The organism is Leucobacter muris, assembly GCF_004028235.1.
GTDB classification, from domain to species: domain Bacteria; phylum Actinomycetota; class Actinomycetes; order Actinomycetales; family Microbacteriaceae; genus Leucobacter; species Leucobacter muris.
The window spans coordinates 2,943,478-2,965,455 of sequence record NZ_CP035037.1 but is presented as its reverse complement, the minus strand read 5'-3'; the positions used below and the strand labels follow the sequence as shown (position 1 = coordinate 2,965,455).

18 protein-coding genes and 1 tRNA gene are annotated in these 21,978 nt (G+C 69.8%); 8 read left to right on the top strand and 11 right to left on the bottom strand.

The window, feature by feature from the left end:
* Nucleotides 1–45: 45 nt before the first annotated feature.
* Nucleotides 46–1,809: an FAD-dependent oxidoreductase gene (locus Leucomu_RS13890; RefSeq protein WP_128387577.1), complete on the top strand. Its 1,764-nt coding sequence runs from the start codon at nt 46–48 to the stop codon at nt 1,807–1,809.
* 22 nt (nt 1,810–1,831) lie between these two features.
* Here the strand turns inward: Leucomu_RS13890 and Leucomu_RS13885 are convergent, their stop codons facing one another.
* From Leucomu_RS13885 to aspS, 5 genes are all read right to left on the bottom strand, one after another.
* Nucleotides 1,832–3,745 (bottom strand): choice-of-anchor G family protein, encoded by a 1,914-nt coding sequence (locus tag Leucomu_RS13885; protein ID WP_128387576.1) that lies wholly within the window; start codon nt 3,743–3,745, stop codon nt 1,832–1,834.
* Nucleotides 3,742–4,464: a hypothetical protein gene (locus Leucomu_RS13880; protein WP_128387575.1), complete on the bottom strand. Its 723-nt coding sequence runs from the start codon at nt 4,462–4,464 to the stop codon at nt 3,742–3,744. The genes Leucomu_RS13885 and Leucomu_RS13880 overlap by 4 nt, the downstream gene beginning before the upstream one ends.
* Entirely contained in the window at nt 4,461–5,174 is a 714-nt protein-coding gene (locus tag Leucomu_RS13875; protein ID WP_128387574.1) for a S24/S26 family peptidase, read from the bottom strand. Before Leucomu_RS13875 ends, Leucomu_RS13880 begins: the two co-directional genes overlap by 4 nt.
* A 97-nt stretch (nt 5,175–5,271) precedes the next feature.
* The gene (locus Leucomu_RS13870) at nt 5,272–5,979 is read right to left on the bottom strand and encodes a hypothetical protein (RefSeq protein ID WP_031289490.1); all 708 of its coding nucleotides are present in this window, start codon (nt 5,977–5,979) and stop codon (nt 5,272–5,274) included.
* A 302-nt stretch (nt 5,980–6,281) separates the two neighbouring features.
* Nucleotides 6,282–7,625, bottom strand: coding sequence for an aspartate--tRNA(Asn) ligase (aspS, locus tag Leucomu_RS13865; RefSeq protein ID WP_228407119.1), 1,344 nt, complete (start codon nt 7,623–7,625; stop codon nt 6,282–6,284).
* 136 nt (nt 7,626–7,761) lie between these two features.
* On the opposite strand from aspS, the gene Leucomu_RS13860 reads away from it, so the two are divergent.
* From Leucomu_RS13860 to resB, 4 genes are read left to right on the top strand one after another with little or no spacing between them, the layout of a single operon-like run.
* Nucleotides 7,762–8,406, top strand: coding sequence for a histidine phosphatase family protein (locus Leucomu_RS13860; protein WP_017882650.1), 645 nt, complete (start codon nt 7,762–7,764; stop codon nt 8,404–8,406).
* Nucleotides 8,403–9,089: a TlpA family protein disulfide reductase gene (locus Leucomu_RS13855; protein WP_128387573.1), complete on the top strand. Its 687-nt coding sequence runs from the start codon at nt 8,403–8,405 to the stop codon at nt 9,087–9,089. The genes Leucomu_RS13860 and Leucomu_RS13855 overlap by 4 nt, the downstream gene beginning before the upstream one ends.
* Before the next feature lie 2 nt (nt 9,090–9,091).
* Nucleotides 9,092–9,835, top strand: coding sequence for a cytochrome c biogenesis CcdA family protein (locus Leucomu_RS13850; protein ID WP_128387572.1), 744 nt, complete (start codon nt 9,092–9,094; stop codon nt 9,833–9,835).
* Nucleotides 9,819–11,483 (top strand): cytochrome c biogenesis protein ResB, encoded by a 1,665-nt coding sequence (resB, locus tag Leucomu_RS13845; RefSeq protein ID WP_128387571.1) that lies wholly within the window; start codon nt 9,819–9,821, stop codon nt 11,481–11,483. Before Leucomu_RS13850 ends, resB begins: the two co-directional genes overlap by 17 nt.
* Before the next feature lie 289 nt (nt 11,484–11,772).
* Here resB and Leucomu_RS13840 read toward each other — a convergent pair whose 3' ends face one another.
* The 3 genes from Leucomu_RS13840 to Leucomu_RS13830 form a co-directional block, all read right to left on the bottom strand.
* Nucleotides 11,773–12,477, bottom strand: a complete 705-nt coding sequence (locus Leucomu_RS13840) for a hypothetical protein (RefSeq protein ID WP_128387570.1) — start codon at nt 12,475–12,477, stop codon at nt 11,773–11,775.
* Nucleotides 12,478–13,029: 552 nt separating this feature from the next.
* Complete coding sequence (locus Leucomu_RS13835) at nt 13,030–14,283, bottom strand: IS256 family transposase (protein WP_228407350.1); 1,254 nt, start codon at nt 14,281–14,283, stop codon at nt 13,030–13,032.
* Between the two features lie 358 nt (nt 14,284–14,641).
* Entirely contained in the window at nt 14,642–15,277 is a 636-nt protein-coding gene (locus Leucomu_RS13830; protein WP_017882655.1) for a CHAP domain-containing protein, read from the bottom strand.
* Between the two features lie 191 nt (nt 15,278–15,468).
* Here Leucomu_RS13830 and Leucomu_RS13825 point away from each other — a divergent pair.
* The 3 genes from Leucomu_RS13825 (at nt 15,469) to Leucomu_RS13815 (ending at nt 18,852) form a co-directional block, all read left to right on the top strand.
* Nucleotides 15,469–15,556 (top strand) — tRNA-Ser (locus Leucomu_RS13825).
* A gap of 227 nt (nt 15,557–15,783) precedes the next feature.
* Complete coding sequence (locus tag Leucomu_RS13820) at nt 15,784–18,066, top strand: ABC transporter substrate-binding protein/permease (RefSeq protein WP_128387569.1); 2,283 nt, start codon at nt 15,784–15,786, stop codon at nt 18,064–18,066.
* A 3-nt stretch (nt 18,067–18,069) separates the two neighbouring features.
* A complete protein-coding gene (locus Leucomu_RS13815; RefSeq protein WP_017882657.1) occupies nt 18,070–18,852 on the top strand; it encodes an amino acid ABC transporter ATP-binding protein in 783 nt (260 codons plus the stop codon).
* Between the two features lie 81 nt (nt 18,853–18,933).
* Here the strand turns inward: Leucomu_RS13815 and Leucomu_RS13810 are convergent, their stop codons facing one another.
* The 3 genes from Leucomu_RS13810 to Leucomu_RS13800 all read right to left on the bottom strand — a co-directional run bounded on the left by Leucomu_RS13810 (nt 18,934) and on the right by Leucomu_RS13800 (nt 21,956).
* Nucleotides 18,934–19,743, bottom strand: coding sequence for an ABC transporter permease (locus tag Leucomu_RS13810; RefSeq protein WP_017882658.1), 810 nt, complete (start codon nt 19,741–19,743; stop codon nt 18,934–18,936).
* Between the two features lie 18 nt (nt 19,744–19,761).
* A complete protein-coding gene (locus Leucomu_RS13805) occupies nt 19,762–20,646 on the bottom strand; it encodes an ABC transporter permease (RefSeq protein ID WP_017882659.1) in 885 nt (294 codons plus the stop codon).
* 128 nt (nt 20,647–20,774) lie between these two features.
* Entirely contained in the window at nt 20,775–21,956 is a 1,182-nt protein-coding gene (locus tag Leucomu_RS13800; protein ID WP_017882660.1) for an extracellular solute-binding protein, read from the bottom strand.
* Nucleotides 21,957–21,978 lie beyond the last annotated feature (22 nt).

Genomic DNA, 21,978 nt, shown 5'->3' with positions numbered 1-21,978 from the left:
GCAAACCTGATTGCGAGTATCGCATGCATCGCGCAGTCTGGTGCCATGACGAACCGAATCTGGGACACCATCGTGATCGGCGGCGGGGCCGCCGGGCTCAGCGCAGCGCAGGCGCTCGGCCGCTCGCTGCGCCGCACGCTCGTGCTCGACGCCGGCAGCCCGCGCAACCGCTTCGCCTCGCACATGCACAACGTGCTCGGGCTCGACGGCACGCCGCCCCTCGAACTGCTCGAGCGCGGCCGGGCCGAGGTCGAGCGCTACGGCGTCGAGCTGCGCGCGGCATCGGTGATCGCGGTGCGCGACGGGAACGAATCGGGGTCGGGATCGCCGGACACCCTGCACGTCGAGCTGGAGGCGGGCGAAGTGCTCGAGACGCGCGCCCTCGTCGTCGCGACCGGCCTCGCCGACGAACTGCCCGCCATCCCCGGTCTCGCCGAGCACTGGGGCAGCGGGGTTCTGCACTGCCCCTACTGCCACGGCTGGGAGGTTCGTGGGCGCCGCCTCGCGGTGCTGACGACGTCGCCCCTCGGCCTGCACCAAGCACGGCTGCTGCGCCAGTGGACCGACGACCTCACCGTGTTCACCGCCGGCCTCGGCGAACTGGGCGACGAGCCCCGCCGCGAGCTCGAAGCGCGCGGCGTGACCCTCGTCGAGGAGCCCGTCACCGAGGTCGTCGGCGACGGATCCGGGATCACCGCCGTGCGCACCCCGCGCGGGGAGATCGGCATCGACGCCGTCTTCACCGCCGGCGCCCTCGTGCCCCACGACGGCTTCCTCGCCGGCCTCGACCTCGATCGCTCGGAGACGCCGATGGGCTCCTTCATCGCGGTCGACCCGACGGGGCGCACGAGCCACCCGCGCATCTGGGCGGCGGGAAACGCGGTGAACCCGGGGGCGTCCGTGCCGATCGTGATGGGCGCGGGCACCCTGGCCGGTGCCGCGGTGAACGCGGCGCTCGTCGACGACGACTTCGAGATCGCCGTCGCCGCCGACGCCGCCCCGAGTCCCGTCGAGGCGGTCCGCCCCGACGCTGCCGGGCGCCGCTCCGACGAACCCGCGGGCGCTGCGGAGCACCAGCACGGGCAGGGCCATCGCCGGGGGGCCCGCGAGCGCCGCGAGAGCCAGGGCGGCCACGGGGCCCACCCGCACCCGGCGGCGGCGGACGCGCCCGATCCCGGCGAAGACCCGGTGGCATTCTGGGAGCGCCGCTACGGCGATGCGGGCCGCATCTGGTCGGGGCGCGTCAACCGCTCGCTCGCCGACGCGGTCGCCGACCGCAGGCCGGGCAGCGCGCTCGACCTCGGCTGCGGCGAGGGCGGCGACGTGCTCTGGCTGGCCGAGCGCGGATGGCGGGCCACGGGCATCGACCTCTCCGAGACCGCGGTCGCGCGGGCCTCTGCGGCCGCTGATGAGCGCGGGATCGCGGAGGCGCGCTTCATCGCGGCCGACCTGGGCGAGTGGCTCTCGGATCCCGAGCGGATCGACGGATCCCCGACGGGGTTCGACCTCGTCACGGCGAGCTTCCTGCAGTCGCCCGTCGAGTTGCCGCGCGAGCGCATCCTGCGCGCCGCGGCCAGGCGGGTCGCGCCCGGCGGCAGCCTCGTGGTGATCTCCCACGGCGCCCCGCCCCCGTGGGCGGAGGGCCACTGCGGGCCGTTCCCCAGCCCGGAGAGCGAGCTCGCACTGCTCGACCTCGATCCCGAGCGCTGGACGGTGACCGCCGAGACCCGCACCCGCCCGGCGACCGGCCCCGACGGCGCCGAGGACCTGCTCGACGACACCGTCGTGGTGGCCACCCGCGTCGGGTAGCGCCGGCGACGGATGGGCTCGCTCAGTATCCGGCGCACGCGCTGCCGGGGAGCGCGGCCTGCGCGGCCGAGCAGCCCGGTCCGACCGAGGCGCGTCCGAGGTAGAGGCGCACCCCGTTCGGGCCGAGTCCGTCGAGGACGCCGACGCGCAGCGCCGCCACCTCGTACCGGCCCTCGGGCGGCGCCGTCGGCCGACCCGGCTGCCAGTCCGGCGGCGGCGGACCGCCCGAGGCGGGGGCGTTCTGCGCGTTCACGGTGATCGAGAGGACGCTCGAGAGGAACAGTCCGGTGTACACGCGCGTCACCAGCGAGATCAGCGGGGCGGTGACGCCGGCGAACTGCGAGGGAAGGTTCGCGACGGCGGGGAGCACCCCGTCGACGACGCCGCCGATCACCCCGCCCGCGCCGCCCAGCAGCGTGTTCAACAGCAGATCGAGCACCGGTTTGAGCAGCCCCTTCGTGAGGAGATCGGTCAGGGCTCCGAGGAGGCCGCTGAGGAGCTTCACCTCTGTCGAGACGGTTCCCGGCGCGTTCGAGCGCAGATCGGCGAGGGTGCCGTCGACCGAGACGGCGATGTGGCCGACGTCGATGAACGGCGTGATGGCGAGCAGGCGCGCGCGCAGGTTGACCGAGAGCGTCGAGGTGATCCGGACGCGGTCGACGGCCTCGACCAGCCGGGTCTCCACCTGACCGAGCCACTCGGTCAGCGCCTCGGTCAGGCTCTGGGTCAGGGCGTTCAGGATCGCCGGGTCGGCGAGCAGATTCGTATTGGGCGGCAGCCCGTTGAGCCCGTCGCCCACACGGTCGGGGTACGCCTGCTGCAGCAGGGCGCTCGTGTCGATCGAGACGGTGCCCGACGCGGCGTCGACCGAGATCACGCCGCCGCTGTCGTGGAACCCGGTGTCGATGAGCGAGCGCACGGGCGCCAGATCGATCTGCGCGGTGAGCGTGTTGAGTTCGACGGAGCCGAGAGTCAGCAGCGGGGTGGAGAGGACGGCGTTGAGCAGCGTGGCGACCCCCGATTCGATGCCCGGTTTCACCCCGCCGGCTCCGATCAGGCCGTTCACGGTGCCCTCGAGGCCTCCGAGCAGTGCGTTCAGCTCCGAGGAGAGCGCGCCGACGACGGGGGACGCGAACCGCAGATCGGCCGAGGCGGCGAGGTAGCGGCGTTCGAGCCCCGCGACGACGTCGTCGGCCGCGATGGCCGCCACCGTGCGGGCGGCGCTCCCGGTGCCGCCCCCGCTGCTCCACGCCTCGGCGCAGGCGTCGAGGCGCGCTTCCCCCGCGACCGCTCCGACCTCGAGTTCGAGGTCGGAGACGCCGCTCAGCGTGCTCCCGAGCCCGATGTCTCCGAGCAGCGGCGAGTTCAGCAGATCGGAGAGTCTGAGGGTCGCGAGACCCGGATACCCGCCGGTCTGCTCGTCGGCGAGATCGATGCCGCCCGAGTCGGTGACGTACCCGCCCGCGCCGTGCGCGAGGCCGTCGGTTCGGGCCTGGCCGAACTGGCCCACCACTCCGGTGCTGTTGTCGGTCGGCAGCTCGAGCAGGCCGGTGAGGGGCAGCTGCAGGGCGGTGAGCGCGTTGACGGTGAGCGGATCGCGGAAGGCCCCCTCGAGCCCGGAGACCGGCGCGCCCGCCGTGTGCAGGGTGCGCTCTCCGTTGTTCGTGACGGTGACCCCTTCCACCTCGGCGATGGTGTCGAGGTCGACGCCGAGCAGCGATCCGCTGAGCGCGCGGCCCTCGCCCCGCGCCGCGAAGTGCCCGGCCGCCGCAGCGCAATCGGAGGTGCCGACGGCCGTCGCGGGCGCGTGCGCCCACTCGGCATCGTTCCACGTCGCGTCGGTCGCGATGCCCCCCTGCGCGACGAGCGCGGTCGACACGAGCACCGCGGCCGCCACCCCGCCGACCCCGCGCCGGTTCCGGATCCGCCGGCTCATCGTCGACCTCCGTGAGCGGCGGGAGCCCGGCGGCGCAGCGCGGCGGCCGCGCCAACACCGACCAGGCCGACCGAGAGCAGGCCGAGCGCGAGCACGTCCGAACCCGTCGCCGCGAGCGCCCGGGGTGATCGAGGCGTGCCGAGCGGCAGGACCCCGGTGGCCGGCGCGTCTCCCGAGGCGTGCACGCCGAGCCCGATGCGGGCGCTTCGCCCTTCGATCCCCGAGGCGGGGGTCGTCGCGGGGATCGCGAGGGTCACGAGCACCTGACGAGGCGTGCCGCTGCTCACATCGGCGAGGTCGCGGCGGTGCCCCTGCTGCGGGATCTGCGCGAGCGGCGTCGGCGGGAGAACGGTGGCCCGGGAGCCTTCGCAGCCGACGGGCGAGGCGGTGATGTCGAAGGCGACCGAGCAGGTCTCGACCTCGGCCGTCATGCCCGAGTCGGAGACCAGGTCGCCGCCGGCCTGCAACTCGACCGCGAGGGTGCCCGAATCGGAACCGTGCAGCGAGGCCTCGACCAGCCAGCGCATCGAGTCACCCGGTTCGAGCTCGGCCCAGAGCGGTGTCCCGGAGTGGAGCGCGAGCTTCAGATACCCAGGTCTGCCCGTCTCGGCGAGCTCGTGGAACACGGCCGAGGCCCGTGTCGCCGTCAGTGCGGCACCCGCGCAGGCCACAGCGGCGAACACGGCGATGAGCAGGCCGGAGGCGGCGCGCCGGCTCATCGCCGCGCCCCCTCCGCGTGACGGGCTCGGGCCACGGGATCAGCGGCGCGGGGCGGCGGATCCGCGATGCCGGCGGCGCGGACTGTGGAATCCGCGCCGAGCGCCGCGGGATCCGCGCCGATAGCCGCGGTGCCGCCCGCGGCGGGCTCCTCGAGCTCCCGCGGGGTCCGCGGCCAGAACGCCCAGACGACGAGCACGCCGGCCGTGAGGATCAGCGCTCCCATGCCGATCGGCGTCTGCGCCGTCATCAGCGCGGCGCCCGCGTGCGGCAGGGCGAAGACCACCCGACGCCCGTCCTCGAGCGCGTAGGGCAGGTGGTCGGGCGTATCGTTGTCGTCGCCCTGCATGACGATCCGGCGCGCCTCCGGGCTGCTGAGATCCGGCGGCCCCGATCCCGGAGCCGCGGCGCGGATGTCGACCGCGGTCGCCTCCCCGATCAGTGCCGGGCCGATCTCGACGACGCGGTGCGTGACCGGCGTCTCCTCGCCCGCGCGCTGCACCGTCACCACGTCTCCGACCTCGAGCTCGGACGCCGGCACCGGCACCGTCACCGCGATCGCACCCTGCGGCATCGTCGGGCTCATCGAGCCCGTGCGGAACGCGATGAGGGTGGCGCCCGTCGCGGCGGAATAGCCGAACCACGCTGCGAGGCCGACCGCGGCGATCACGAGCACGATGGTCGTCACCGTTCCGAAGAGCCTCCCGATCATGCCGCCCCCTTTCCCCGGGCCACTCGATCCAGCGCCTGACGATCGGTACTCGCGGGCGCATCCCCTCGGCGCGCCCCAGCGAGAGCCTCAGCGTCGCTCAGCCCGAGATCGAGCGGAACTCCCACGCCGGAGCGATGGTGCGCCCCTGCAGGTCGTCCAGCGCGGTGACGGCGACCCCGGGCTGCAATGTCGTCGGCAGGTGCAGCGCGAAGCAGTAGTGCTGCGTCGAACCCGCCTCGGCATCGACCGTCTGGGTGGCCGGCGCCGCCGTGTCCAACGGGACGTCGCTGATCAGCGGAACGCCCCAGGCGGACGCGTTCGCCGCGTCGCAGGCGTTCGTCGGTGCGGCGGGGGTGGTGCGCGTCTCGGTGTACACCGTCACCCGGATCGACTTCCAGAGATCCTGATCCTCGTCCACCGCCGTCACGCCCGCGGCCGGCACGGCCTCTCGCAGGGTGACCGTCGCCGACGACGACTCCGCCGTCGTGCGCAGCGCGACGGGCGCGTAGACCGTGTCGCCCGGCGAGAGCGAGATCGCGCCCGCCGTGAAGGTGAGCCCCCCACCCGGGTTGGTCTCGCGATCGGCCCAGTCGGCGGGGGCGTCGGTGAACGGCGATGTGGTGTTCTGCTGAACCTCGAAGGTATCGGTGCCGACGCCGGGCACGCCGTCGGCTCCGCCCCAGACCCACTCCGAGTCGTTCCAGGTGGCGAGCGTGTAGGTGGCGCCGAGCCCGACCACGAGGGCTCCCGCGGCGATGGCGGCGATCTTGCGGGTTCTCCGCGATGGTGTGTGCTGTGTGGACAACGTCGTCCCCTCCCCTGAAGCGGCGGAGCCCGCCGCGCGCCACGAGTGATGGTACGCGCCGCGCGGAGGGCTCCGGATAGCTCCGCAACCGGCTGGAGAGGGCCCCAGCGAGGCGGCGGTGAGCACACACTAACAGCAGAAAAATACCCGGTCAAAAGCATATTCTGAGTTCTCAGAGGTGGGTTCTGCGGCCTTCAGCGGGGGGCGGCATCGGCTCTCAGTAGAGCGCCCAGGGAAACGCAGTAGCCCCGCGCCTCCCGAGGGAGACGCGGGGCTACCGGAGCGCGCCCGGGCGGCCGACGCTACGGCAGCAGGCGGTTCGGGCCGCGGAAGAGGTAGGTCACCTCGCGGATCGACGGCTGCTGCAGCATGAGCATCAGCACACGGCCCAGGCCCATGCCGAAGCCGCCGTGCGGCGGAACCCCGTAGCGGAAGAAATCGAGGTAGAAGTCGAGCTCCTTCGGGTCCATGCCCTTCTCGACGGCCTGAGCCTCGAGCACCTCGATGCGGTGCTCGCGCTGCGCGCCCGTGGAGATCTCGGTGCCGCGGTAGATGAGGTCGTAGCTGTTGGTGAGCGACGCGTCATCGGCGTGGCGCATGTGGTAGAACGGGCGGATCGACCACGCGTAGTCGGTGAGGAACACGAAGTCGTGCCCGTACTTCTGCTTGACGTGCGCGGCGATGCGGCGCTCGCCCTCGGGGTCCATGTCGGCGTCGGCGCGGGGGATCTCGTAGCCCTCGGCCTTCACGATCTCCTTCGCCTCGGCGAGGGGGATGCGCGGGAACGGGCGCGACGGCACCTCGAGCTCGATGCCGAAGAGCTTCTGGATCTCCTCACCGTGCTTCTCCTTCACGGCCGAGAGGCCGGCCACGACGAGTTCCTCGTGCAGCTCCATGACGTCCTCGTGCGAGTCGATCCAGCTCAGCTCGGTGTCGACCGAGGTGAACTCGGTCGCGTGCCGCGAGGTGAACGAGGGATCGGCGCGGAAGGCGGGACCCACCTCGAAGATGGCGCCGAAGCCGGCGGCCTGCGCCATCTGCTTGAAGAACTGCGGGCTCTGCGCGAGGAACGCCTTGCCCTCGAAGTACTCGACCTCGAACAGCTCGGCGCGCGACTCGGAGGCGCTCGCCATGAGCTTCGGCGTCTGGATCTCGATGAAGCCGCGGTCGATCCACACCTGGCGCAGCGCGTGCAGGAACGTGGTCTGCACGCGGAAGACCAGGTTCTGCTCGGGGCGGCGCAGGTCGAGGAAGCGCCAGTCGAGGCGCACGTCGATGCCGCTGTCGGCGGCGATCGGGTTGTCGGGCAGCGCCTTCGAGACGACCTCGATCTGCTCGATCTGGATCTCGACGCCGCCGAGCTTCACGCGCTCGTTGTGCTGCAGTTCGCCCTCGACGGTCACGAACGTGCCGTGGGTGAGCTCGCTGATGGTGGTGGTGCGCGGCACGAGGATGTCGGATCGCGGGTTCTCGGGATCCGGCTCGCGCAGCACGCCGCCGTTCACCAGCTGCACCGCACCGCTCTCGTCGCGCAGCACGACGAACTGCACGTAGCGCTGGTCGCGCACCTTCTCGACCCAGCCGGAAACACGCACGGGGCCGTCTTCACGGGCGGCCAGATCCTTGATCAATACACGCTCAGTCACCCGCACAGTCTACCGGGCCGCCCGCCGGGCCCGATGCCGCTCCACCGCCGGCGCGAGGGCTGGAGCCGCTCGGGGCCGGGACGCACAGCGTCAGCCGCCCGGGAACTCCCAGACACGGCAATCGTAGAATGGAGCCGTGAGCGACAAACTGCTGCATCTGGTGCGCCACGGCGAGGTGCACAACCCGGATCGAGTGCTGTACGGCCGCATCCCGGGCTTCCGCCTGTCCGAACTCGGGCACCGCATGGCCGAGGCGGCCGCCCTCGAACTGGCCGGAAGCGACCGACTCGTCGCGAGACTGCTCGCCTCCCCCCTCGAACGGGCGCAGCAGTCGGCGCGTCCCATCGCGAGCGCGCTCAACCTCGAGATCGCCACCGAGGATCGCATCATCGAACCCACCAACGCCTTCGAGGGCATGGTGAAGTCGGGGCAGGGCACCGTCTTCAAGAACCCGCGCTACTGGTACCGCTTCGCGAACCCGCTGCGGCCCAGCTGGGGCGAGCCCTACCGGCAGATCGCCTCCCGCATGCGCGAAGCGATGGACGACGCGTGGGAGACGACCCGCGGTGGCGACATCGTGATGGTCTCGCACCAGGCGCCCATCTGGGTGACGCACCTCGACGTCGCGGGCAAGCCGCTCGCGCACAACCCCGCCAAGCGCCGCTGCGACCTGTCGAGCATCACCACCTTCGAGAAGCGCGGCGAGCGCTGGTTCGAGGTCGAGTACCGCACCCCGGCGGCCGGCCTCACCGACGAGGCCGTCGACGTGGGAGCCGTATGACCGCGCGCATCCGCAGCCGTGCCCGTCTCGCCGCGCTCGCGGCGCCGCTCGCGGGCGCGCTGCTGCTGGCCGGATGCAGCGGCGGCGGCGAGAACCTCGCGCAGCAGTGGGAGGAGTCGAGCGAGAAGGGGTACGTCTCCGGAGACGGATCCTCGCTGAGTCTCGCCCCCTCCGAGCGCACGCAGCCCGTCGAGTACTCCGGCGAGACCGAGACCGGCGACACGTTCGGCTCCGACGACACCCTCGGCAGCGTGACCGTCGTCAACTTCTGGTATGCGGGCTGCGCGCCCTGCCGCGCCGAGGCCCCCGACCTCGTGGCGGCCTACGAGGAGTTCGGCCCACGGGGCGTGCAGTTCGTGGGCGTCAACACCCGCGACCAGGTCGCCCAGGCGCGCCAGTTCTCCGAGCAGTTCGGCATCGAGTACCCCTCGATCATGGACAGCCCCGGCGGCCGCGAAGTGCAGCGCGCATTCGCGGGCCAGGTGCCGCTCAACGCGGTGCCCACCACGCTCGTGCTCGACGCCGAGGGGCGCGTCGCGCACCGCGTGCTCGGACAGCTCGCCGGAGAGTCGCAGCTGCGCACCCTCATCACCGAGACCCTCGCCGAGACCGGCGGCGCCGAGAGCGAGGGTGCCGGCGGCGCGGGCGACTCGGCAGACGGCGCGAACCCCGGCGAGCAGTAGCGGTGGATCTGCAGCACCTCGTGGCCGACGGGCAGCTGCTCGTCGCGTCGCTGATCGCGGTGGCGGCGGGCCTGCTCTCGTTCCTGTCGCCGTGCGTGCTGCCGCTCGTGCCGGGCTACCTCGCCTACGTCGGCTCCACGGCGGGATCGGCGCCCGGCGAGAAGCCGGCCCGGGCCCGCATGGTGCTCGGATCGCTGCTCTTCGTCGCCGGTTTCACGGCCGTGCTCGTCGCGTTCCTCGCCGCTGCGGGCACCGTGGGCGTGTGGCTGCTCGAGTGGGAGCAGCTCATCACGCGCCTCATGGGCGTCTTCGTGATCGTGATGGGGCTCGTGTTCATCGGCCTGTTCGGGGCGATGCAGACCACGAAGAAACTGCGCGTCAAGCCGAAGTTCGGGATCGTGGGCGCCCCGCTGCTCGGCGCCGTGTTCGCCATCGGCTGGACCCCCTGCATGGGGCCCACGCTCACGGTGATCATGGGGCTGAGCCTGCAGCAGGGCTCGGTCGGCAGATCCGTGATCCTCGCCCTCGCCTACTGCCTCGGCCTCGGCCTGCCGTTCATCCTCGCCGCATTCGGCTTCGGGTGGATGGCGCAGACCATGACCTTCTTCAAACGGCACATCCGTGCCGTGAACCTGATCGGCGGCGCGCTGCTGATCCTCATCGGTCTCCTCATGGTGACCGGACTCTGGAGCCGGATGATGTACGCACTGCAGGCGGTGATCGGCGGATATGTCACGCCCCTCTGATTACGATGACGGAACCGGCTCCGGCGGCTCGCTGCGGGCGGAGTCGCCCGAGCTCGGCTTCACCGGCTGGCTGCGCTGGTTCTGGCGCCAGCTCACGAGCATGCGCGTCGCCCTGATCCTGCTGCTGCTGCTCGCCGTCGCGGCGATCCCGGGGTCCCTCGTGCCGCAGCGCAGCGCCGACCCCAACGGCGTGATCCAGTACGAGCAGGATCACCCCGAGCTGTTCCCCATCCTCGACGCCTTCCCGATCCAGGCGTTCGACGTCTACGGCTCGGTGTGGTTCTCGGCGATCTACCTGCTGCTGTTCATCTCGCTCATCGGCTGCGTGCTGCCGCGCATCGTGCACCACTGGAAGGCCTGGCGCGGGCAGCCGCCGAAGACGCCCGCCCGCCTGCAGCGCATGGCCGGCTACACCGAGATCCGGGTCTCCAACCCCGACGCGAGCGAGGCGGATCGCGCGGCCTTCGCCGAACGCGCCGTCACCGAGGCGGCCGGCGTGCTGCAGAAGCTGCGCTACCGAGCGCAGGTGCAGCGCGCATCGCGCCGCGGCGCCGAGGAGATCTCGGTCTCGGCCGAGCGCGGCTACCTGCGCGAGACCGGCAACCTGCTGTTCCACGTGTCGCTGCTGGGCGTGCTCATCAGCGTCGGCATCGGCGGCGTCTTCACGTTCAACGGGCAGAAGGTGATCGTCGAGGGCGAGACCCTCATCAACCAGCTGATCGACTACGACACCGCCACCTCGGGGCGCTCCTTCGACAGCTCGACCCTCGAACCCTTCAGCCTGCGCCTCGACTCGCTCGACGTCTCGTACAACACCCCCGACGACGGCAACATCGACGCCATCGGCCTCGTCAAGGACTACGTGGCGAACGTGACCCTCAGCGACGGGGCCGGGGCCGAGAGCGACCACACGATCCGCGTCAACCACCCGCTGCGCGTGCACGGCTCGCCGATCTACCTCATCGCCAACGGCTACGCGCCGCAGATCACGATCCGCAACGCCGAGGGCACCGTCGTGTACAGCGAGGCGATGCCGTTCATCCCGCAGGACAACCTGAACATGACCTCGCTCGGCGTGGTGAAGGTGCCGCACGGCATCGTCGATGAGGCCGGCGAGAACACCCAGCTCGGGCTGCGCGGCTTCTTCTACCCCACCCAGACCGAACTCGACACGGGAGCCTACACCTCGAACTACCCCGACCTCGAGAACCCGGTGCTCACCCTTGACGTGTTCACCGGAGACCTCGGCATCGACAGCGGCATCCCGCAGTCGGTCTACGTGCTCGACACCGAGAACATGGAGCAGCTGACCGGTCGCGCTGTCGACAGCGACTCGCTCGAGCTCAAACCGGGCGAGACGGTCGACCTGCCGAACGGCCTCGGCACGATCACCCTCGACTCGGTGCCGCGCTACGCGTCGTTCGACGTGATGCAGAACCCCGCCCAGGAGTGGGTGCTGATCTTCGCGCTGCTCGCGCTCGGCGGGCTGCTGTGGTCGCTGTTCGTGCCGCGCCGCCGCATGTGGGTGAAGGCCGTGCCGACCGAGGACGGCGTCGTGCTGCAGTACGCGGGGCTCGCCCGCGGCGACGACCCCGCCCTGGAGCGCGCGGTCGAAGAGCTGCGGGATCGCCACCGCGAGCTGCTGTAGGGGCTGCGCGGGCTGACGCGCGGAAGGGGCCCGCCGGGCGGGCCGGCCCTGAGGGCCCTTTCGTTCCGCGTCGCCCGCTCCCACACCCTCCCCCCACTCCTCCCCGCCCGTCCCACCCCCTTTCCGCCCGGAATAGACCGGGGAACCCCGCCGAGAGGCGAGTTCTGCAGCTCCCGCCGCCGAATCCCGTGCGATATCCGCCTTTCGACGGGGTTGGTGCGGGGACGGGCGCGGGGAGCTGGGAGGGTCGCGCGGAGCGGGCGGCCGTGGCCGGGCCCGGGGCGGCCAGTTAGCCCCGATCGAGGCGCCGGCGAATCGGGATCGCCGACTCCGACGCACCCGCAGCAGTTTCGTCGAGCAGTCGGGCGAGCCCGGCCGGAACGCGACGAGCGAGGCGCCCGCTGAACTCGAGCATGGAGCGGCCGGCCGGGAGCAGATCGCCGGTCAGCTCCTCGCGATAGAACACCAGGATCCTCCAGCCGGCGTCGCGGGCGCCCTGATGCTTGCGCGCATCGCGCTTCCGCTGGCCGAGCGTCAGCAGGTGCTGCTCGCCGTCGAACTCGAAGAGGCTGCGGCTGGCGCGATCGGCGCCGTCGAATCGCCCGATCCAGACTCCGGCCCGGTCGCGCACCTCGAACTGCAGGTCGAGCTCCGGCATTCCGGCCCGCGCCCCAGCCAGCCGCATCAGTGTCTCCATGCGCGAGTCGGCCCCGACACGAGCGAGTGCCGCCGCGGCTCGGAAGCGGACGACCCCGCGCCCGGCGGCGGTCTCCGCAGCCCGGCGCAGTTGCTTCGGAAGCACGCGGAGCTGCGGATCGTAGCGCTGCGGATCGCGCCGCAGCAGATGATCGAGGGCCACGACGAGTTCGCGGACCGGCAGGGTCGACGCCGCCTGCAGCACCGCGTGCAGCGGCGAGACGACCGGGATCCACTCTTCCTGCTCGGGAACGACGCACGGGTACTGCGGCGCCTCAGCCGTGTGCCGGTGCCCCACGACGCCGTCGCAGGCGACCCGGCCGCGGGCCGCCGGTGATGAGACGTCGACGGGCGCGCCCGGGGCCCCCGGATCGGACAGCCCAGCAGGGCGAGCGCCGTTGCGTGGCTGAACCGGTCGCCCGGCCGGAGCCGCGGCACGTAGTCGAGCGCGCGCCCGGAGAGCGTGCTCGCGGGCGGGGCGCCCGTGCGCACTCCGCTGAAGGGGCGGTGCCAGCGCGGGTGGGCGAGGGCGCCGCGGCCGTAGCCCTGGTGCAACGCCTCCCGCACCAGGAACGCGCGGCCCGGGAGAGCGCGGTGCGCCTGCTCGGAGATCGAAGCCATGCCTCATCATCGCCTGCGGGACGTCACCCGAGGGGCTTGTCCACAGACCATGCCGGAGATCGCGAGAGTTTAGCGCAGGTCCGTCCGCTGTGAGCGGAGTGCGGCGACCGGACTGGGATCAAGAGGGCACCGCCGAAAGGCGGAAAACGCACGTGATGGTCGCGCAGAAGATGCAAAACCCGCCTCTCGCGGGTCTGTCCGATAAACGGTGTGTGGGATCCGGCGGTTTTCATTCGTGAGTGGTTTTCTCGAACCGTCCGGCGAAGGTGATCGCGAACGCGTTCAGCGCGGGCTTCCACCTCATCACCCAGCGTGCCCTTCCGCCGCCAGTCGGGTCAAGCGACCGCGTCACGAGGTAGAGACATTTCAGCGCGGCGGCCTCGTTGGGAAAGTGCCCCCGAGCTCTCACGGCGCGCCGATAGCGAGCGTTGATTGACTCGATCGCGTTGGTCGTGCAGATCACCCGCCGGATCTCGACGTCATACTCGAGGAACGGCACGAACTCCGCCCAGCTGTTCTTCCAGAGCTGCACGATCGCCGGATACCGTCCGCCCCACTCGGCGGCGAACTCCTCGAACCGATCCTTCGCCGCCTGCTCCGACGGGGCCGTGTAGACGGGTTTGAGGGAACGGACGATCGCGTCGCGGTGTTGCCGCCCGGCGTAGCGGAAGCTGTTGCGGATCAGATGGACGATGCACTGCTGGACGACCGTTTGCTCCCAAGTGGTGTTGATCGCCTCCGGGAGACCCTTCAGCCCGTCGCAGACCGCGATGAGCACGTCCTCGACACCCCGGTTCTTCAGCTCGGTGAACACCTGCAGCCAGAACCTCGCACCCTCCTGACCGTCACCGGCCCAGATGCCGAGGATGTCGCGTTCCCCGTTCACGGTGACGCCCATCACGACATAGAACGGGGTGTTCCTCACCTGCCCGTCACGGACCTTCACCACGATCGCGTCGACGAAGATCACCGGGTAGAGCGCATCCAACGGCCTGCTCGACCATTCGGCGAGTTCCCCGGCGACCTTCTCGGTGATCCGGCTGATCGTGTCCTTGGAGACCTTCGCCCCATAGACCTCGTCGAAATGCGCAGCGATCTCACCGGTCGTCAACCCCCGAGCGGAAAGGGACAGAACGATCTGATCGATGCCGTCCAGTCGGCGTTTCCGCTTGGGGACGATCACCGGCTCGAACGACCCGTCTCGATCTCGCGGGACTTCGATCTCGACGGGGCCGATCTCTGTCAGCACCGTCTTGACCCGCGTCCCGTTACGCATGTTCTCGCCGATTGGGGTCCCGCCGTGCTCGTGGCCGAGGTGCTCGGTCAACTCGGCATTCAGCGCGGTCTCGAGGACGTTCTTCGTGAGCTGGCTGAGCAGGCCGCCCGGCCCCGTCAGGCTCACGCCCTGCTCCTTCGCCTGCGCGAGCAAGCGTTCTGCGAGTTCTTTCTGATCGATGATCTCCCCGGTCACGGGATCAATCATCTCGTCGTCAACAACGACAGTGGTCGTGTCAGCCACGGCCATCTCCTTTCGGATCAGGCCGGACCCTCACACACCATTATTCAGACAGTCCCCCTCTCGCTGGGGGAGGAGGGGGAAGGGGAGGAGGGGAAGGGATGGGAGGAAGGGAAGAGGAGGAAGGGATGGGAGGAGGGGAAGGGGAGGAAAGGACGGGAGGAGGGGGGAGGGAAGGAGGAAAGGAGAAAGGGAGAGGAGGGGAGGGAACGAGAGAAGGGAGAAGGGAGAAGGTGGGAGAGAAGGCGGGCCCGCCCGGGCACGCGAAAGGGCGGGGCCGGGATCATGCGATCCGACCCCGCCCTGTCGCGCGGAGAATGCAGACTCAGAAGCGCCAGACGGCGGCCTGGAAACCGGCCGGGGGCGCGGGCGTCCAACTCTCGTTCTTGCTGACGAGGCCGGAACCGCCGGGGTTGTTCGACTCGATGATGGTGAAGGTGCCGTCGTCGTGCACCTCGGTGATGAGCACGGTGTGCACGCCCGTCACCCACGAGGTGGGGGAGTCGATGTTCTCGTACTGGATGACGTCGCCCGGGGCCGCGGTGGCGAGGGTGACGCGGGTCGCGTTGTCGTAGTTCGAGACGGGGTTGCCGCCGCCGCCCCAGTTGCCGCCGCCCGCGCGGATCCAGCGCTGGGCCGACATGATGCACTCGCCGGGGGCGCTCCAGCCGGTCGCGCGGCTCGTGCCGACCTCGCTCTCAGCAAGGGCGATCGTAGCGGCCACGTCGAAGCCGTGGGGAACGGTCGAGACCTCGTCGATGGCCACGACCGCTTCGATCGATGCGCCCGCGATCACGTCGTCGCTCGTGGTGTCGAGCGTCTGGGAGATCTGGGCGGCGGGCTGCACCGCGGCGACCGAGAAATCTTCGACGGGCGTGCTCGCCATGGCGGGTGCGGCGCCGAAGGCGAACGTGACGGATGAGACCAGGCCGACTACGAAGGCCTTGGCGGGTACTCGCACGCGTTTGCTCCAGGGATTGTCCAACAAAAAACGCCGGGCAGTGGCCCGAGCGCCTCGTCTAGTATGCGTTACCAATCCGTTACTTTCAAGTGCAGGTCTGAGAACGCTCTCAGTTTCGGCCCGAACAGCCGGTTTCGGAAGCGTGGCGGGAACCCGCTAGACTGGTGGGCGTTGGCCTTTTCGGCCAGCGAGGAGGATTCGCCTAGCGGCCTATGGCGCACGCCTGGAACGCGTGTTGGGTTCACGCCCTCGGGGGTTCAAATCCCCCATCCTCCGCCAAAACCCCACTGCTTCGCGGTGGGGTTTTCGCGTCGTCCCGGGGCTTTTTTTGTGAACCCCTGAACTGGCGCCGAGGGCACCGCCCGCGGACACCGCCGATGCCGCACCGCTCGAAGCGCCCCGACGCGGGGCCCGCTCGACCATCGCGTAGGTTGGAAGGCGTCGCTGCACACCGCAGCCCAGCAAACAGGCAAGTACACAGAAGTCAACGACGACAAGAGGACTCAATGACTCTCATCAGACAGACCGCGGCCTGGTGGCGCGAGTACAGGGCCTTCACCCTGGCGAGCATCACCGCGCTCTTCGTCCTGCTGTTCACGGTCGGGGGCGCCGTCGGCGCCGCGAACGCGCTCATGCAGACCAAGGGCGCCGAGGGGCAGACCTACACGATCGCGACCGACACCACGTGGGCGCCGTTCGAGTTTCAGCGAGACGGCGAGCTCCGGGGCATCGACATCGACCTCATCAACGCCATCGCCGAGGATCAGGGATTCGACGTCGAGATCGACGTGCTCGGCTTCGACGGCGCGCTCGCGGCGGTGCAGTCGGGCCAGGCCGACGCCGTCATGGCCGGCATGTCGATCACCAAGGAGCGCGAGAAGACCTTCGACTTCTCGAACCCCTACTTCGATTCCGGTATCCAGATGGCGGTCGCGCAGAACGACGACACCATCGCGAGCTACGAGGATCTGGCCGGCAAGACGGTGTCGGCGAAGACCGGCACCGAGGGCTTCGCGTTCGCCGAGACGCTCGGCGAGGAGCACGGCTTCACGGTCACAGGCTTCCAGGACGCCTCCGACGCGTACGGCGACGTGACGGCGGGCAACTCCGCCGCGGTCTTCGACGACTACCCGATCCTCGCGTACGGCATCGCGACGGGCAACGTCGCGCTCAAGACCGTCACCGACCAGGAGAAGGCGTCCAGCTACGGCATGGGCGTCAAGAAGGGCGAGAACGCCGAGCTGCGCGAGGCGTTCAACGAGGGCCTGAAGAACGTCATCGAGAACGGCACCTACCAGGCGATCCTCGACGACTACCTCGGCGCCGACGCCCCGGAGGCTGCCACGATCGGCAGCGGCAAGGCGGCCCTCGGCAACGAGGAGCTCGACCTCGGCGAGCCCGGCGAGCTGCCGGTGAACCCGAACTTCGCGACCGACACCCCGAAGACCAACGGCGAGTTCGTGATCGCGACCGACACGACCTTCGCGCCGTTCATCTACCAGCTCGACGGTACGAACGTCGGCATCGACATGGACCTGCTGCGGGCGATCGCTGCGAACCAGGGCTTCGAGGTCGAGGTGAAGACCCTCGGGTTCGATGCGGCTCTGCAGGCGGTGCAGGCGGGCCAGGCCGACGGGGTGATCGCGGGTATGAGCATCACCGACGAGCGCAAACAGGTGTTCGACTTCTCCGACTCCTACTACGCGTCGGGCGTGCAGATGGCGGTCGCCGAGAACAGCGACATCGCGTCGTACGAGGACCTCGCGGGCCAGACGGTCGCCGTGAAGACCGGCACCGTCGGTTACGACTTCGCGCAAGAGCTCAGCAAGGACGTCGGCTTCGAGGTCAACGCGTTCCAGGATTCGGCCGACATGTATAACGACGTGGCCACGGGCAACTCGGCGGCCACCTTCGAGGACGCCCCGGTGCTGCAGTTCGGCATCGCGTCGGGCAACGTGCCGCTGAAGATCGTCACCGATCCCGAGCCGGGCGCCGACTACGGCTTCGCCGTGCTCAAGGGCCAGAACGCCGAGCTGCTGCAGCTGTTCAACGACGGCCTGCAGAACGCGAAGGATTCGGGAGTCTACCAGATGATCATCGACCGCTACCTGGCGATCGAGGACGCCGAGGGCAGCGGCACCTCGTTCTGGAGCCTCATCGGCGCGTCGATGCCGACCCTGCTGCAGGGCCTCATGCTGACGCTGCTGGCGACGGCGCTGTCGATCTTCTTCGCGATGATCCTCGGCATCGTCTTCGGCATCCTCAAGCTGTCGACCAATGTCGTGCTCAGGCAGCTCGCGTCGGCGTACGTGAACATCTTCCGCGGCACCCCGGTGCTGGTGCAGGCGTTCTTCTTCTACTTCGGCGTCCCCGCGGTCACCGGGCAGCCGCTCGACGCGCTCACCGCTGGTGTGATCACGCTCTCGCTCAACGCGGGCGCGTACATCACCGAGGTGGTGCGCGGCGGCGTGCAGTCGGTCGATCCGGGTCAGATGGAGGCCGCGCGCTCGCTCGGCCTCGGCTGGGGCTCGTCGATGCGCCGCGTGGTGATGCCGCAGGCGTTCAAGATCATGACGCCCAACCTCATCAACCAGTTCATCATCACGCTGAAGGACACGTCGCTGCTGTCGGTGCTCGGCTTCGCCGAGCTCACCTATCAGGGCCGCATCGTGATCGCCTCGACGTTCCGCTCGTTCGAGATCTGGATCGTGGTCGGTGTGATGTACTTCGTCGTGATCTGGCTGCTCACGGTGCTGTCCAACTGGTTCGACCGGAAGTTCAACAAGTAGGGGATGATCATGACGAACAACGAACCCGCGTACACGCGTCCGGTCGCCACGGTCGACAATCCGATCGAGGTGCGGGATCTGCACAAGTCGTTCGGCAAGAACCAGGTGCTCATGGGCATCGACCTCTCGGTCGCGAACGGCGAGGTGGTGGCGGTGATCGGGCCCTCGGGCTCGGGCAAGTCGACGCTGCTGCGCTGCCTCAACCGCCTCGAGGAGGTCACGAGCGGCGAGGTGCTGATCGTGGGCGAGAACATCGCCACCGCGAAGGGGAAGGACCTCGATGCCGTGCGCCAGCGCGTGGGCATGGTCTTCCAGCACTTCAACCTGTTCCCGCACATGACGGCGCTCGAGAACGTGATGCTGGCGCCCACCGAGCTGAAGAAGCAGGGCAAGGCCGACGCCCGCTCCCGAGCGTTCGAGCTGCTCGAGCGCGTGGGGCTCGGCGACAAGGCCGATGCGCGCCCCGCATCGCTCTCCGGCGGTCAGAAGCAGCGCGTCGCGATCGCCCGCGCGCTCGCGATGAGCCCCGAGATCATGCTCTTCGACGAGGCGACGAGCGCGCTCGACCCCGAGATGGTGGGCGAGGTGCTGCAGGTGATCCGGGATCTCGCCGCGTCGGGCATGACGATGGTGCTCGTCACGCACGAGATGGGCTTCGCCCGAGAGGTCGCCGATCGGGTGGTGTTCATGGCCGAGGGCAAGGTCGTCGAGAGCGGCCCTCCCACGGAGATCTTCGACCACCCTCGCGAGGAGCGCACCCGGGACTTCCTCTCGAAGGTGCTCTGATCCGGAACCGGGGCCGGATCCCTCGCGGGCCGGCCCCGGGCCCCGCTGCTGCGTCCCCGAGAGGCGCGGGTCGATCCGCCCCTATTTCGCGTCGCCCGCGGCCGAGGCCTTCTGCGAGAAGTACACGGGGATGAGCGACAGCAGGATCATCACGGTGGCGACCACGTTCACCTGGTTCACCTCGTTGGGGCGCGCCATCTGGTTCATGATCCACAGCGGCAGCGTCTCGACGCCGGGCGGAGCGGTGAAGATCGTCACCACGATCTCGTCGAACGACAGGGCGAAGGCGAGCAGGCCGCCCGCGATGAAGGCGCTGCGGAACTGCGGGAAGGTGACGAGCCGGAAGGTCTGGCCGATGCCGGCGCCCAGGTCCATCGAGGCCTCCTCGAGGTTGGGGTTCATGCGGCGCAGGCGCGCGATCACGTTGTTGAACACCATCACCACGCAGAAGGTGGCGTGCGCGATGATCATGCCCCAGTAGCCCACGTGGATGCCCATCGGCTTGAGCACCTGGTGGAAGGTGTTCGAGAGCGCCACGCCGGTGACGATGCCGGGCAGGGTGATCGGCAGCACGATGAGCAGGTTGACGGTGTGCTGGCCGAAGAACTTGAAGCGCTGCAGGGCGAAGGCCGCGAGCGTGCCGAGCAGCAGGGCGAAGGCGGTCGCCACGGCCGCGACGACGACCGAGTTGAGCAGCGCGGCGTGCACGGCCGGGTTGGCGAGCGCCTTGCCCCACCACTCGAGCGAGAAGCCGGGGATCGGCCAGCCCGCCACCCGGCCCGAGTTGAACGAGTTCATGACGATCACGAACAGCGGGATGTACATGAATCCCATGACGACGAGCGTGACGGCGGCGAGGGCGATCTTGGTGGCGCGGTTCAGGCGAAGCATGTCGGGGTCTCCTTCGGCCTACAGGTTGTTGAGCGCGCCCGTGCGGCGCACGGCGGCGAGATAGATGACGACCAGCACGATCGGCACGACCGAGAAGGCTGCGGCGAGCGGCGGGTTGAGGTTGATGTTCTGGGCGATGATGCTGCCGATCATCTGGGTGGAGCCGCCCACGTACATGGCCGCGATGTAGTCGCCGAGGCTGAGCGAGAAGGTGAAGATGGAGCCGGCGATGAGCGACGGCAGCAGCAGCGGGGCGACGACGGTACGGATGGTGCGGAAGCCGCTGGCCCCCAGGTCGGAGGATGCGTCGAAGAGGTTGGCGGGGATCTGCGCGACGGCCGCGTAGACGGGGATCGCCATGTACGGGAACCACAGGTAGACGAGCGTGAGGATCACGGTCAGCACCCCGAGGCCGGGCCCCTCGACGCCGAGCGGGGCGAGCGACCAGTTGAAGAAGCCGTTGTCGGTCCAGACGAGGCGCATCGCGATGATCTTCACGAGGTAGCCGGCCCAGAGGGGCAGCGTCACGAGCACGGCGAGCACGGCCCGCAGCCGCGGGCCCGCGACCTTCGCCATGAACACGGCGAGGGGCACCGCGAAGATCGCGCAGATCGCGGTCACGGCGAGGGCGATGCCGAGGGTGCGCAGGGCGGTGTCGCGGAAGGCGGGCACGGTGACGACCTGCTGGAAGTTCTCGAGCGTGAAGCCGGGCTTGACGCGGGAGGTGAAGGGATCCGTCGTCCAGAAGGCCGTGATGAGCAGCAGCGCGAGCGACAGGATGTAGACCCCGACCAGCCACGTCATCGGCAGGGTGAGCAGCGAGGCGAGGCGGCCTCTCGGGTGGCGGTAGAGCGCTGTCGAGATCGGCTTGGGGCGGCGTTCGAGAACGTTCTGGGAGCTCATGGGGGGCCTCGCTGACGGTGGGGCTTGCGGGTGGAGGGATTGCGGATGGGGTGGATCCGTCGGCCGGGCGAGGGGTCTCGCCCGGCCGACGGGAGCGGATCGTCAGGATCCGCTCGAGGGGGTGAGGATCAGCCCTTCACCGTGGCCCAGGCGCTGGTCCAGTCCTGGTAGTTGGTGCACTGCACGTCGGTGCGGCCGTCGAGGCACTGGTCGATGGGCGTGGTCCAGAACCACACCTTCTGGTAGTAGTCCTCATCGGTGGCGTTGTAGTAGTCGCAGTGCTCCTTGGCCTCGTCGCTCGAGTCGCAGAATGCGGCGTTCGCGGGGGCCATGCCGAAGTTCATGGCGATCTGGCCGTTCACGTCGGGCGCGCTGGTGTAGTCCATCCACGCGTAGGCGCAGTTGGGGTGCTGGGCGTCGGCGGCGAGCATCCAGGCGTCGGACCAGCCGGTCGAGCCTTCCTCGGGCAGCACGCTCTTGAACGTCTCGTCCTGCGTCGCCTTGCGCAGCACCTCCCACGAGGTGCCGACCACGGAGTTGCCGCCGGTGAACGAGGTCACGTTCGTGGCGGGGCTCCAGTATTCGGAGACCATCTCGTTCTGCTGCTTGAGCAGGTCGACGGCCGCCGCGAGCTGCTCCTCGTCGAGCGCGTACGGGTTCTCGATGCCGAGATCGGGCTGCGTGGCCATCAGGTAGATGGCCGCGTCGGCGATGTAGATCGGGCTGTCGTAGGCGGCGATCTTGCCGGCGTAGGGGCTGTCGGCCTCCCACACCACGTCCCAGCTGGTCGGCTCGTCGGTGACGACCGAGCTGTTGTACTGCAGGATGTTCGCGCCGCGGCCGATCGGGATGCCGTAGACGTTGCCGTTGAGGGTGTCGTAGAGCTGGCCCTTCATGCCCTCGACGATGTCGTCGCCGAAGTTGGGGATCAGCTCGGTGTTGAGCGGCTGCACGTTGCCGTCGACGATGAGTCGCAGGCTCGCGTCGCCCGAGGCCGAGACGAGGTCGTACTCGCCGGTGCGCATGAGCTGCACGGCCTCGTCGCTCGTCGCGAAGACCTTGCGGTTGACGGTGCAGCCGGTGTCGGCGGTGAACTGATCGGCCCACGCCGGCTCGACGAAGCCGGACCAGGCGAGGATGTTGACCTCGTTCTCGGTGTCGCCGAGCTCCTCGATCATGGGGATGTCGGGCACGTCGATCTGGAGGCCGCCGGCTTCGCCGCCTGCGGTGCCGCTCTCGCTGGCGCAGCCTGAGAGTGCGAGGCCGACCGCGGCGACGAGTGCCGCGGGGGCGAGCAGTTTCTTGTTCATCGTTACTCCTTTGTAGTGCGGG